The following is a 13,248-nucleotide window of genomic DNA, read 5'->3' on the forward strand; positions in this document are numbered from 1 at the left end:
TGGCGGAGCGGACGGGACTCGAACCCGCGACCCCCGGCGTGACAGGCCGGTATTCTAACCGACTGAACTACCGCTCCGCGCTAATTACACCAGACAATTTCATTTGGGTATCGTCTGGTGCGGCGGGAATGATACGGATAAGGCCAAAGCCCGTCAACTTCTTTTTTGTCGCTTTTGGCTATTCCTTAATCATCCGGTAGGGAAAGATCCAGAATATCATCCAGATCGTTGTTTTTTTGTGCTTTTGTCTGCGAAGTCGCATTTTTTGTGTTGTGACCGGAACTATCAGGTGTCTTCGCTACGCTTGCGGCAGCAGTTGGCTGCTTGCGCCAAAACTTTAGAGCAGCAAGCTTTTTACCACTCATAATAAACCAGATAGCAAAACTGCCTGCTATAAGAATGAATAAGTTAATACCTATAACCAGGCCCCATGGAAAACCTGCTTCAGGCTCGACTTCTTCAATTTCAGGGCTTGCCTGAAGCTGCTCGGGCAGAAGCTCCAGTTCCGGTGCGGCAAACGTTTGCTGGTTCACCACAAAGCTCAGCTCCGGCATCGTCAACATAAACTCGCGTCCGTCTTGCCAATTACCAAATACCGCAATTTCCAGAATGTAGCTACCAAAACCTTTATTCAATACTTGTAAGGTGTTATCAGGATTATCATTAGCATTCAGCGCATACTGCTCCACACTGCCATCCGGGTAGCGCACCCGTCCCTGGATCAGTAAACTTGTTGCATCCAATCCAGGTTCAGTCACATTAAATTTAACCTGATGGATATCTGTTTCAGTAATCGCCAGCACTACCTCAGGATTTATTGGCGCAGGCTTTAAAATAAGTGGCTCTAGCTCCAATTCACGGGTGTATAATGCGGTCCGGACAATATATTTTGGTGTCCACTCGCCAGCCACGAAATCCAGTTTAAATTCACCGGTAAAAATGCCATCGCGGGCCCGTTCATCAAAGCCACGGCCGTCGTCCCTAAACGTCGCCACCTGAATAATGCCACGGCCAAAATTGTCAAACTCAGCATTGTTAGTGCTAATAAAAATAACCTCCAGAGTCAGTACTTCTTTAAAATCACGGGCGTTAACGGCTGCTCCGCCGTTCAACAGCCGCGCTGTCATTTTTACTGTTTCGCCTACCATCAGGTTATCAGGCAAAGGGTCAACGTCCAGTTTAATATCGGTTAGCACCATGATACGGCTTTCTGGCAAAATCTGGCCGATAGCCTGCCAGGGGCCAGGCATTGGTTTTTTGATTTCTATTAAGTCGTAAGTAGGGGCATCGTGCCAGCGGATCTGATTTTCTTCTGCTCGATTAAAGTGTAACTTACTACCATCGGGCCTTACCAACACCACCGAGGCACTGCCCGGGCGGCGAAATAATAATAGCGTGATGGTTTCAACTTCGCTGTCAATCCGGAAACGATTTTCAAAAAAAGGGATCTGATTTTTAGTCGGCAAATCGGCTAACAAGGCGAAACCTTCCGCCTCGGCGCTGGTTTGTTTTTCAGTCAGTACCTGCTCCGCAGGAGTAGCAGTGTCTTGCCGGGCCTGCGTCAAAACAGGCCAGAGTAAAACTGGCAACAACAATAACCAATACTGAGCCCCTAATTTCGCCACAAGCAGCTTCCTCCTTTTTTCTGGACTAAATCCAGCCGGCTTTCATGAGCCAGCAGTTCATCGGCCGACGCTTTAATAACCTTTAGCTTGCTATTGCGGATAATGGCAGTCTGGCTATTGTCGCCGGCCTCACCCTGCTCTTGCTCTGCAGCCAGATTTAAGCTGACCTGGCCGCCGGTCATCAGTAAATATACATCGGCAAGAATTTCAGCATCCAATAAGGCGCCGTGTAAGGTACGGTGGCTGTTGTTAATATCATAGCGCCGGCACAGTGCATCGAGGTTGTTTTTCTGGCCTGGGTGCAGCTCACGTGCCAATTTCAGGGTATCCAGCACCGCACAATAGTCATTTACCGGCGGCAAGGCTGGCCGCAACCTGGCAAATTCGTGATCAATAAAGCCAACATCGAAAGCCGCATTATGAATAACCAGCTCAGCACCCTGTATATAGTCAAAAAAAGCTTGAGCGATGTCCCGGAATTTTGGCTCAGCCGCTAAACGCTGGTTAGTAATACCGTGAACAGCAATGGCTTCGGCTTCAATTTCCCGCTCAGGATTAATATACACATGAAAATTATTACCGGTAAAACGGCGGTTAACTAACTCAACACAGCCAATTTCAATGATACGATGCCCTTCCCGGGGGTTGATACCAGTGGTTTCGGTATCCAAAATGATTTGTCGCTTTGCCATGATAGATTTCGCTTTTTACTGCAATTAAGTTAGATTATACGCCGTTTTGCTTCGAGGAAAGGCTTTATGCAGAAAAGTGTTGCGATCTTTACCGACGGTTCTTGTCTGGGTAACCCGGGACCAGGCGGTTACGGCGCGATTTTAATGTACAACCATCATCGCAAAGAACTTAGCGGTGGCTTTCGCCTTACCACTAATAACCGGATGGAGCTACTGGCTGCTATTGTCGCGTTAGAAAGCTTAAAATCGGCATGTCAGGTCGATTTAACCACTGACAGCCAGTATGTGCGGCTGGGTATTATGCAATGGCTGGCCGGCTGGAAACGGAATAACTGGAAGACCAGCCAGAAGCAACCGGTAAAAAATCAGGATTTATGGCAGCGGTTAGACGCTGCAGCAGCGAAACATCAAGTGAACTGGCATTGGGTAAAAGGCCACGCCGGCCACCCGGAAAATGAGCGCTGTGATGTACTGGCCCGCACCGCAGCAGAGTCTAGGCCTACCGAAGTTGATCAAGCATTTGAGTCCAGCCAAAAAGCTTAAACCTTAAATAATAAAATCTGGTCACAAGCACTTTTCAAATCGAGCTGAATAGTCAACTGTGGCTAGAACCTCGATTCGGTCATCACAGAGTGTCTGAGCGAGCACGTAAGTGCCAGCGAGTTGCTGTGATGAGCCGAAGCGAGTGTTGTAGCAAAAGCAGTTGACCTGCGCCAAACTTAATCGCTGCAATTACTCGCCAGATTTGGCTGCAGTTTCAACACTGCTGCTAGCTGCCAGCATTTTTTCCAGTTCAGCAATAAAATCTTTATCATCTGGCGCGGTGCGGCTACCAAAATGCTTTACCGTTTGCTCATCAGAACTTACCAGATACTTATTGAAATTCCAGGAAGGCGTTTCACCGGTTTTAGCGATCAGCGCTTTAAATACCGGGTTAGCCTCATCCCCTTTTACTTTAGTAGTGGTAAACATCGGGAATTTTACGCCATAGGTCAGATAACAGACTTCAGCGGTTTTCTCAGCATCGTCGTACTCTTGTTTAAAGCTATCTGACGGAAAGCCCAACACCACCAGGCCCTTGTCCTGATACTTCTGGTACAAAGCTTCCAGCCCTTCAAACTGCTTGGTAAAACCGCACTTACTGGCAGTGTTTACCACCAATACCGTTTTACCCTGATACTGCTCACACAGATCCACTGTTTCCCGGGTGTTCAGTTGCTGCATAGCGTGACTAAGTATTTCACCACACTGATTTGCCATTGCCGGTGCTGCTAATACTGATGTTGCTAAAGCAGCGGCACTTAACCATATTTTCATTTTTAAACTCCAGTTATTCTGTTGGTTCATACTTTTACTTTTACTGTTACGTTCGTTCAGCTTAAACCGATCTGTGCTGGCTGTCAGAGAAAATTCACGTGTATTTTGCTAACTTTCGGCTATCATCCGCTTTCTTTTTTCTGCTGCTCTCCTATGCTGGGGTCAACAGCTAGCCGTTAACAGCAATTCTGAGAGACTTATGCGAATTTGTTTTCTGATGTATCCGTGGGAAAAAGTCATGCCCGATGGCGACAGCACCATTCGGATGATCCACGAGGCGGTAAGCCGCGGTCATACTGTCGCCATTACCCATGCCAACAACCTGACGGTACGTGACAGTATTGCCCAGGCGTTTTGCAAAGTGGTGGTTAAAGGCCAGAAAATTTCCAGTAATATCGCCAGCTTTTACCAGAAAGTAGAATTTAACCAACAGAAACTACCCTTGGCCGCCTTTGACGCCATTTTTATCCGGTTAAACCCACCGCTGGATCCGATAGTTTTAAACTTTTTAGACTCAGTGCGAGAAGATACCTTTATTATGAATGACTTAGATGGCATTCGTATCGCCAATAATAAAATGTATACCGCATCCTTACATGACCCGGCGAATGAATTTATTCCGGTGACCCATGTGTCCAAAAACAAAGACTATCTGGCGCGGGTCCTGGCCGAATCAGCCAATGACAAAATGATTTTAAAGCCATTAAACGGATACGGTGGTAAAGGCGTTATTGTTATGGAAAAATCAGCCGTGCAAAGCGCCCGTTCCCTGCTTGATTTCTACATTGGCGATGGTGACAAGGGTAATTACGTTATTTTGCAGGAATATGTCGAGGGCGCCGAGCATGGCGATATCAGGATATTAATGCTAAACGGCAAAGCCATCGGTGCAATGCGGCGCATTCCGCCTGCAGATGATATGCGGTCAAACGTGCACGCCGGCGGAACCGTTATTAAGCATCAGCTAACTGAGCAAGAGAAAAAACTCTGTGCTCATATTGGGCCGAAATTAGCCCGCGACGGTTTATTTTTTGCAGGCATTGACGTCATTAACGGTAAGCTGATTGAAGTGAATGTAATGAGCCCCGGCGGCATTGCCAGAATCAACCGCCTGAACAAAGTACGCCTACAAGAAAAAGTCATTGATTTTATTGAAAATATAATTGAAAGCAAACAAAGTATCTCGCCGCGCAAGCAGGTTTTTCAGCCCCTTTTAGCAGCAGCAGAATTGCAAATTGCGCCTGAGTAAAAAATTTTTATCGTAAGTTGAAAAATAATTCACTGTTGTATCGGCCGGAATAACGGTAAATAGGCAAAAAAACGGAGGTATTGTCTATGTTGTTAGCTGTTAACCCGGAAGTAGAAGAAGACGATCTGGCTACTGACATTGAGCTGCGCAAAGAAGTCAGTAAAGACAGTAAAGCCAAACAAAAGTATGAAGCCCGCCGGCGGATTGACGAGCTGCTGGAACAAAAGCGGCTGCGCCAACTGCTGGATGACTGGGAGCTGGACGATTAAATTAAACCTTATAAATTATCCGCTACTTCAGTTTTATTCCCCACATAGCGCAAGTAATAGTTACTATTGCTTGCGCTGTCTATTAACGCCGGTTTTTATTAGTTAAGTCACTATTAACGATACATAACTGCTACACTGTTTAACCCTAAGCCCCCAAAATACATGTTGTTCTGTTAACTTATGCCTCAACTTGTCCGTAAGCAACGCCGTTTTATCACTGCGGTTAGTTGTCTGGTATTTGCTATAATGCTGCTGCTTAGTGTGAGTTTGGTTCTTTATCTGGCTGAACAACGGCAGCAACAAAAACAACGTCAGGTGGCGGCTATTGCCAGCTCCTTTGCTTATGCACTGCAACAGGAGCTTAGCCGGGAACTCAGCGCTGCTAATGCCCTGGCCGCTTTTGTCCGACTGCAAGACGGAGAGATCAATCAGTTTGACAAATTTGCCCAAAAGCTCTTTCCTTATTATCAAAACATTACTGCCCTATCACTAGCTCCAAAAGGGACTATCGCTGCCATTTATCCACTTAGCCGCAACCATGATTTACTGGGTTACCAGATAATGACTGACCCAACACAGGCTTCTGAAGCCCTTGCCAGTCTGGCCAGCAACACAATAAGTGTTACCGGCCCTTATCAGTTAAAACAAGGTGGTGAAGGTATCGTCGGCCGGCTGGCCGTATATTTAGATCAAGCGCAGCAGGATTGGTGGGGGCTGGTAAACGTAACGTTGCGCCTGGCTGATCTGAATAGCCTGCAGCGGCTCGAGGACATGCAGCAACAAGGGCTAGAGTTCCGGTTAGCCCGGCTCGATGCCAGCAACTATAATTCAGGCCTTATTCGCCAATCAGGCACCGGCATTTTCAGCCAGCCGATAGTTCAGCTTATTGACCTCGGAGATGCGAAGTGGCAGCTACAGCTGGCACCCATCGCAGGCTGGAGCGACAATGTCACATTTTACCGGCAACTTGCATTAGCTATTTTATTCAGTGCGATGCTGGCGGCATTAGTGGCGCAACTAATTCAGACCCGGATCCATAAGCACCAGTTAGAGACGCTTGTAAGTAAGCGCACCGCCGCACTGCATACCGAGTTACAGCGCCAGAAATCCTTTATTTCAGCTTCTAATACCGGCAGCTGGGAGTTTAAGCATCTCACCAATCAACTTTATGGTAGTCCTGAATATTATGCGCTGCTGGGTTATGACAAAGCAGAATTTGCAAATAATCAGCCTGATAATCTTTACAGTTGCTGGACTAGTTTGTTGCACCCGGCAGACAAAGCCCAGGCCTGTGCCACCTTTCAGGAATATTTGCAGCACAGTGAACCAGACAACATTTATGAAAACACTTTTCGGATGCAGCACGCTGACGGCAGCTGGCGCTGGATTTTATCGCGTGGCAAAACCTTATTGGATGAAGATGGCCAGAAAACACCGCTAAGCATGGGTATTCATCTGGACATCACTGCCCGTAAAGAAGCAGAGCTAAAATTGCAGTTGCTGGCGCGGATGTTTGAACAAAGTTCAGAAGGTGTACTTATTACCAATGCTGAGCAGCAAATTGTTATGGTCAATGAGGCCTTTACTAAGATTAGCGGCTACAGCGCTGATGAAGTGCTGGGAAATAACCCGAAAATGCTGGCCTCTGGCCGGCAGGACAAAACGTTTTACACTACCATGTGGCAAACGATTAGCCAGCAAGGTAACTGGCAAGGTGAAATCTGGAACCGTCGCAAGGATGGTAGCCCCTACCCGGAGTGGCTAACCATCAGCCAGATCACTGATGACAATAACAAAGTAAGCCATTATGTCGCGTTATTCAGCGATATCAGTCAGTACAAAGAAGACGAAGCCCAGATAAAATTCCTGGCAAACTATGATCCGCTTACTCAGCTGCCCAACCGCAGTTTATTAATAGATCGTACCGAGCAAGCTTTGCTGCATGCCGAGCGCAATGGTCAACCGTTGGCCATGTTATTTATGGGTTTAGATCGCTTTAAGCAAATAAACGAAAGTCTGGGTCATGAAACCGGTGATGAGCTGTTAATTGAAGTGGCGCAGCGCCTGCGCAAGCTTTGCCGGGCGGAAGATACGCTGTGCCGGCTGGGGGGCGACGAATACGTGCTGATATTACCAGATGCAGACGCCAACGGCGCGGCCCATTTAGCAGAACGAATGTTGCCGCTTATTTTGCAGCCCTTCTATCTGGCAGGCCAGGAACTGACCTTGTCAATGTCTATTGGCATTGCCATGTATCCGGAAGATGGCCAGCAATTTCATCAGCTATATAAGCATGCTGATATTGCCATGTATAAAGCAAAAGAAAGCGGTCGTAACCGTTATTCATTTTTCACTGCCGATATGCAGCAATTTCACACCCGGAATTTACTATTGGAAAATGCGCTGCGCCGGGCAATAGACCGTAATCAGCTAAGCCTGGTGTATCAGCCGCAGTACTCGCTGGTTAACCACCAGCTCATTGGCTTTGAGGCCCTCCTGCGCTGGCACCATGACGATTTTGGTCAGGTATCGCCGGCTGAATTTATTCCACTGGCTGAGCGCAATGGTTTAATTGTTGCCATTGGTGAATGGGTTATTATTACCGCTCTGCAGCAATTGGCGCTATGGCATAAGGAAGGCTATCGGCAGTTGAATATGGCGATAAATTTGTCCAGCATTCAATTTCGTCAGCAGAACTTACAACAATTTGTTAGAAATGCGATTGAGTTCAGTGGCGTACCTGCGGCTAATGTTGAACTGGAAATTACCGAAAGCGCGATGGCTGAGCAGCCTGAGCAAGCCATCGCCCTTATTGCTGAGTTAAAAGCCAGCGGCTTGCATATTGCCATAGATGATTTTGGCACCGGTTACTCTTCGCTTAGTTATCTGAAGCGCTTTGCGTTAACTAAACTTAAAATAGATCAGTCATTTGTCCGTGATTTACTTACCGACAGTCAGGACAAATCTATTGTGAATGCCATTATTAATATGGCATCAAATCTCGGCTTAAAAACCATAGCTGAGGGTGTGGAAACACAGGAGCAACAGGACATGTTGACCGAACTGGGTTGTGATGAAATGCAGGGATACTATTACAGTAAACCGTTGCCTGCCGAACAAGCCAGCCAGTTTATTCAACAGCAATTTCAGGATGAGTAAGCTTTTTGTTAAATCAGGTCGGCTAAATTAGCAAAGGTGCCGGAGCACCTTCTACTTATGAGGAACGACAGGGTTTTAATAGCGGGCTAAAAACTCGGCCCGGGTGCGGCCATCATCTTTAAAAATACCACCAAGCGCTGTAGTTTGGGTTTTTGAATTCATATCCATTACCCCGCGCGATTTTACACAGTAATGCACAGCTTCCATCGTTACTGCCACGTCTTTGGTTTGCAGCAGAGTTTGCAGCGCAAGTAAAATCTGTTGGGTTAACCGCTCCTGCACCTGAGGGCGCTGAGCAAAGAATCTGACAATACGGTTTATTTTTGACAGGCCGATAATTCTGCCCTGTGGGATATATGCCACAGTAGCGTTGCCATCGATGGTAACAAAATGATGCTCGCAGGTGCTGGTAAAGCTGATATCTTTTACCTTAACCATTTCCCGCACCTGCATTTTGTTCTCAATCAGGGCTATTTTCGGGAAATTCTTATAATTAAGGCCACCAAATATTTCATCAACATACATTTTAGCAATGCGATGCGGTGTTTCGCTTAAACTGTCATCTGTTAAATCCAGACCAAGCGTGCTGACAACTTCTGTCATTAACTGCGAGATCTTCTGATACTTATCATCTCTGGACAGGCCATTGTCCAGCATTGGGGTCTCAAGCCCTTGTGCTTCAAGTGCGCTGCGTACTAACGTGGCTTCTTCTGACAACATACTTTAAATCCAACTAAATGTAATGTGATGCTTTTACGGCACAACAAAACCATTAGTTTAGTAATTAACTCAACTTTATACGAAAGATCCGCAAAATACCGGTCAGTTTCGGTGCTGCTAAAGGCTACTGCACCCGGGCAAGTGATTCCAGCAGTTCGCGGGGCTCCACTTCCGGGCCGTTTAACGACTCATCCCAGTTAGTACCGATTAACACACCATCATCGTACATTTCTTTTAGCCAGCCATCACAAAATACATCCAGTGGAATAGCTTCAGGCTTATAACCCGCCCATTCATCTGAACAATGCGCCTGGGCATCAGCTTTGTTTGACCAGAATGGCATCACGTCAGTCTCTTCAAACTCAACAGACTCAACTACCAATAAATCTTCGCCATCAGCTAAGGTCCAGACCACGCCATTGGTTTTGGCTTCTTCAACAAACTTCTGATAACTCGGATCGTGCTCAAACTCTGCCATAACTTACCTGCATTTTAGTGGCTATTAATGGCTGCTATTAGAACAGATTTCACAGGTAAAAAGCCATCATTATCGTTGCGCCAGCCAGCGGCTTTCCATGATGGCTTAAAATAACGTACAATTTGCGCCATCCTTAATAACTGGTAGCAAAAACACTATGGCGCAATACATTTACTCAATGCATCGGGTGTCAAAAGTTGTCCCGCCGAAAAAAACCATCTTAAAAGATATTTCGTTGTCGTTTTTCCCGGGAGCCAAAATTGGCGTACTGGGTTTAAATGGCGCCGGTAAATCTACCCTGCTGCGGATTATGGCCGGAGTAGATACTGAGTTTGAAGGTGAAGCCCGGCCATTGGCCGGCACTAAAATTGGCTATTTGCCGCAGGAGCCGGTGCTGGATACCAGTAAAACCGTGCGGCAAATTGTCGAGGAAGCCGTTGCTGATGTCAAAGATGCCTTCAACCGGTTGGATCAGGTTTATGCAGCTTATGCCGAGGAAAACGCCGATTTTGATGCCCTTGCCCGCGAGCAAGGTGAGCTGGAAGCACTTATTCAGGCCAAAGATGGCCATAACCTGGAAAACACCCTGGAGCGCGCCGCAGATGCCCTGCGCTTACCGCCCTGGGAGGCCAACATCGGCCATTTATCAGGTGGTGAACGGCGTCGGGTAGCAATATGCCGCTTGCTGCTGGAAAGGCCAGATATGTTGCTGCTGGATGAACCCACTAACCACCTGGATGCCGAGTCTGTTGCCTGGTTAGAGCGCTTCCTGCATGACTACCCCGGTACCGTGGTCGCCATTACCCACGACCGCTACTTCCTGGATAACGTTGCCGGCTGGATTTTAGAGCTGGACCGTGGCTATGGCATTCCGTGGGAAGGCAACTACTCAAGCTGGCTGGAACAAAAAGATGCCCGTTTGCAGCAGGAAGAAAAAACTGAAAATGCCCGCCAGCGATCTATCAAGCAGGAACTGGAGTGGGTGCGCACTAACCCTAAGGGCCGCCATGCGAAAAGTAAAGCAAGGATGGCACGCTTTGAAGAATTGCAAAGCCAGGAATTTCAGAAGCGCAATGAAACTAATGAGCTGTTTATTCCACCCGGGCCGCGCCTCGGTGATAAAGTGCTGGAAGTTAATCACCTGCGCAAATCGTTTGCCGATCGGCTACTGATCAACGATTTGAGCTTTAGTGTACCTAAAGGCGCTATTGTCGGAATTATTGGCCCGAACGGTGCCGGTAAATCGACCTTATTCAAAATGATTACCGGCAGCGAGCAGCCTGACAGCGGCAGCATTGAGATTGGTGACACCGTGCAGGTTGCCAGCGTTGATCAGTTCCGCGACAGCATGGACCCGAAAAATACGGTATGGCAGGAAATCTCTAACGGCCAGGATATGCTGCAAATTGGTAACTTCCAAATCCCCAGCCGCGCCTATGTTGGCCGTTTCAACTTTAAAGGCAACGACCAGCAGAAATTTATTGGCGAGTTGTCGGGTGGTGAGCGCAACCGGGTGCATTTAGCCGCATTGCTTAAAGCCGGTGGCAACATGCTGCTACTGGATGAGCCAACTAACGATTTGGATGTGGAAACGCTGCGCGCTCTGGAGAACGCCCTGCTCGACTTCCCGGGCTGTGCTATGGTGATCTCGCATGACCGTTGGTTTCTAGACCGGATTGCCACCCACATTCTTGACTATCGGGATGAAGGTCAGGTTAACTTCTTTGAAGGTAACTATTCAGACTACGAAGCCTGGCTGAAAGCCACCTATGGCGCCGCAGCTCTGGAGCCACACCGGATTAAATATAAGAAAATTTAAACTGTTAGCTCAGTCTTATATTAGTTATTACAATAAAACAGGCCGCAAATGCGGCCTGTTTTATTGTAACTATATTGTAACTATGGCCGTTAATCAAAGTCAGAACGGAGCACTCTCGGGTAGAGTTCGGTAGCGGTCGGTCAAGGGATCACAGCTGGGGTAACTCTGCCCCCCTTTGATTCCGTGGGCTTTCCTAATCTCTTTTATTTAATCAGAACGATGCAGCATAAGTTTCGCACATCTTTCAATTAAATCTGACCTAAATTGCTCATCTTGCAAGGAACTCTGTAGCTGTTCTTTATGTTCTTGATAATTGGGCTCAGTGCGTTTAAATTCATTAATCATTTTCGGTAAGTCCATATATCGAATATTATTTTCAAAACTCTCCATAAGGGTAGGCTGTTGCGTGTCATTTTCAGCATTATCAAGGCTATTGAGCTGAAGTATCAATGATCCCTCATAGCGATGTAGCATCCGGCATTGAGAGGTTTTCTCGCAGGCTATCTCCATTAATATAACGGATTGACTTTGATCCATATCTACACAACTACTTACGCTAGACAAAATGTCAGGATTTCCTGCTTGAAGCTGCTCTGACAGGAAAGCATTTATTTCTGGGAGATCAATATCCACGGTTATTGGTGGTAGCAGAGGAATACCTAAAATATTAACTATAGCTTGCTCATGGCCGGCCTGTGCAGCCTGAACGAGCCAGTAGAAACCTAAGCTCCAAGAAATATCTGATTCACTAGCAAAGCGACTTAGATAAAGCTCATCTTGAGGAAAAAACAATTCCAGATTTTCAGGATGAAAATGCGCACACGCTTGCATTAATCGCTCTAAATCCGGTAGCACGTGAGCAGACAGTTCATGGGCATACGCATAGAGCATATGTAAGTTATTTACCAAAGTTTCGCGATCGTAAGCTACATTAGTACAAACATCTAAAATACGACCAAGTTCGAACTGACTGCTAACGTCCCCGGCCATTGCTAATTTATGCAAGGCAACAGCGATATCGAAGTAGTCTTCTATTGCTTCTTCGGCTGGCAGAGGAGGTGTTAAAGATGTAACTTCCGGTTCGGTGTCGAGCACTGACTTAACGGTATGTTGTATGGGTGTTAGTTCGGTTAGATGTAGCGCATGCAACCACCAGCCACTAAGAATAACAAACAAAGTGGTAATCAGAGTTACAATTGCTTTCTTAATAGTCAAGGTTGGTAGTGCCTCTGTTTTTACATAATCTATTGAAAAAAGGTGCTGAAATTGTTTCAATTTTAATTTCTCAAAGCACCTTAGCTGTTTGTTCTGACTAAGGTGCCTGAATTAAATTTAGTATGTCATATTATAACAAACCGGATCTTGCCCCTTAATTGCAGTACAAACCCTAACCGATTTTCTACTAGACGCTATTGTCACAGATCGTATGTAGTAGTTACCGCCGCTACTTCCGCCACTTCCGACACTTAGATTGGCAAAGCCTGCTGCTACAATTTTATCCTGTTCATCTAATATTGCTATCAATGTATGTGTACCATAAACAGGGTGAATAATCATGCGCACTTTATAACCATTGCTGAATTTGATGAGCACTTCTTGAGATCTGTTTCGGTTAAATATATTCAAATTACTCGCTTTTTTGACTAGGGCTTGTTGATCTTTCGTGATGGATTATTAGACAGCATGATGGGCTGGTATAATTACTTTCGCCAAAAACTAACCATGACAACCCATCATGCCAAGAACAATGTTAACAGACGAGTACTGGTCAAAGCTAATCAGATTGATGCTTAAAACGGGCCGCGTATATGACAAGCCCGAACACAGAAATACTTTCGAAGGCATTTTGTATCGGATGCGGGTCGGTTGCCCTTGGCGCGATGTGCCAGAAGCTTTTGGAGATTGGAGCGCCATCTACCG

The 13,248-nt window shown here is 46.5% G+C and carries 13 protein-coding genes and 1 tRNA gene; 6 read left to right on the top strand and 8 right to left on the bottom strand.

All coding sequences use genetic code 11. From position 1 onward, the window contains the following. The 3 genes from H141_RS0114360 to dnaQ form a co-directional block, all read right to left on the bottom strand. Positions 1-77: transfer RNA gene (locus tag H141_RS0114360), tRNA-Asp, on the bottom strand. 108 nt (positions 78-185) lie between these two features. After that, positions 186-1,625 carry a TIGR03503 family protein gene (locus H141_RS0114365; protein ID WP_019676979.1) on the bottom strand — a complete coding sequence of 480 codons (1,440 nt, stop codon included), beginning with the start codon at positions 1,623-1,625 and terminating at the stop codon, positions 186-188. After that, positions 1,613-2,317 carry a DNA polymerase III subunit epsilon gene (dnaQ, locus tag H141_RS0114370; RefSeq protein WP_019676980.1) on the bottom strand — a complete coding sequence of 235 codons (705 nt, stop codon included), beginning with the start codon at positions 2,315-2,317 and terminating at the stop codon, positions 1,613-1,615. The genes H141_RS0114365 and dnaQ overlap by 13 nt, the downstream gene beginning before the upstream one ends. A gap of 66 nt (positions 2,318-2,383) precedes the next feature. On the opposite strand from dnaQ, the gene rnhA reads away from it, so the two are divergent. Continuing rightward, entirely contained in the window at positions 2,384-2,860 is a 477-nt protein-coding gene (rnhA, locus tag H141_RS0114375) for a ribonuclease HI (protein ID WP_019676981.1), read from the top strand. Positions 2,861-3,049: 189 nt separating this feature from the next. Here rnhA and H141_RS0114380 read toward each other — a convergent pair whose 3' ends face one another. Next, entirely contained in the window at positions 3,050-3,634 is a 585-nt protein-coding gene (locus tag H141_RS0114380; RefSeq protein ID WP_033425563.1) for a glutathione peroxidase, read from the bottom strand. Positions 3,635-3,833: 199 nt separating this feature from the next. On the opposite strand from H141_RS0114380, the gene H141_RS0114385 reads away from it, so the two are divergent. From H141_RS0114385 to H141_RS0114395, 3 genes are all read left to right on the top strand, one after another. Further along, positions 3,834-4,883: a glutathione synthetase gene (locus tag H141_RS0114385; RefSeq protein ID WP_026349485.1), complete on the top strand. Its 1,050-nt coding sequence runs from the start codon at positions 3,834-3,836 to the stop codon at positions 4,881-4,883. 86 nt (positions 4,884-4,969) lie between these two features. Beyond that, the gene (locus tag H141_RS0114390; protein ID WP_019676984.1) at positions 4,970-5,152 is read left to right on the top strand and encodes a PA3496 family putative envelope integrity protein; all 183 of its coding nucleotides are present in this window, start codon (positions 4,970-4,972) and stop codon (positions 5,150-5,152) included. A gap of 180 nt (positions 5,153-5,332) precedes the next feature. Then, positions 5,333-8,311 carry a bifunctional diguanylate cyclase/phosphodiesterase gene (locus H141_RS0114395; RefSeq protein ID WP_019676985.1) on the top strand — a complete coding sequence of 993 codons (2,979 nt, stop codon included), beginning with the start codon at positions 5,333-5,335 and terminating at the stop codon, positions 8,309-8,311. Between the two features lie 75 nt (positions 8,312-8,386). Here H141_RS0114395 and folE read toward each other — a convergent pair whose 3' ends face one another. Continuing rightward, positions 8,387-9,031 (bottom strand): GTP cyclohydrolase I FolE, encoded by a 645-nt coding sequence (folE, locus tag H141_RS0114400; RefSeq protein WP_019676986.1) that lies wholly within the window; start codon positions 9,029-9,031, stop codon positions 8,387-8,389. 124 nt (positions 9,032-9,155) lie between these two features. Continuing rightward, positions 9,156-9,509 carry a DUF2750 domain-containing protein gene (locus tag H141_RS0114405; protein WP_019676987.1) on the bottom strand — a complete coding sequence of 118 codons (354 nt, stop codon included), beginning with the start codon at positions 9,507-9,509 and terminating at the stop codon, positions 9,156-9,158. Positions 9,510-9,666: 157 nt separating this feature from the next. Here H141_RS0114405 and ettA point away from each other — a divergent pair, with 157 nt between their 5' ends. Next, complete coding sequence (gene ettA, locus H141_RS0114410) at positions 9,667-11,328, top strand: energy-dependent translational throttle protein EttA (RefSeq protein WP_019676988.1); 1,662 nt, start codon at positions 9,667-9,669, stop codon at positions 11,326-11,328. A 207-nt stretch (positions 11,329-11,535) separates the two neighbouring features. Here the strand turns inward: ettA and H141_RS0114415 are convergent, their stop codons facing one another. Together H141_RS0114415 and H141_RS21480 are read right to left on the bottom strand one after the other, a co-directional pair. Then, positions 11,536-12,603, bottom strand: a complete 1,068-nt coding sequence (locus H141_RS0114415) for a hypothetical protein (protein ID WP_019676989.1) — start codon at positions 12,601-12,603, stop codon at positions 11,536-11,538. Between the two features lie 57 nt (positions 12,604-12,660). Continuing rightward, on the bottom strand, positions 12,661-12,954 hold the full coding sequence (locus tag H141_RS21480) for a hypothetical protein (RefSeq protein ID WP_157610934.1): 294 nt from the start codon (positions 12,952-12,954) through the stop codon (positions 12,661-12,663). 109 nt (positions 12,955-13,063) lie between these two features. Between H141_RS21480 and H141_RS21185 the strand changes: the two genes are divergently transcribed. Beyond that, positions 13,064-13,248 (top strand): transposase (locus tag H141_RS21185; protein WP_157610936.1); only part of this gene is annotated, 185 nt, incomplete at its 3' end.

Source organism: Arsukibacterium perlucidum DSM 18276, assembly GCF_000382165.1.
Lineage (GTDB): Bacteria > Pseudomonadota > Gammaproteobacteria > Enterobacterales > Alteromonadaceae > Alishewanella > Alishewanella perlucidum.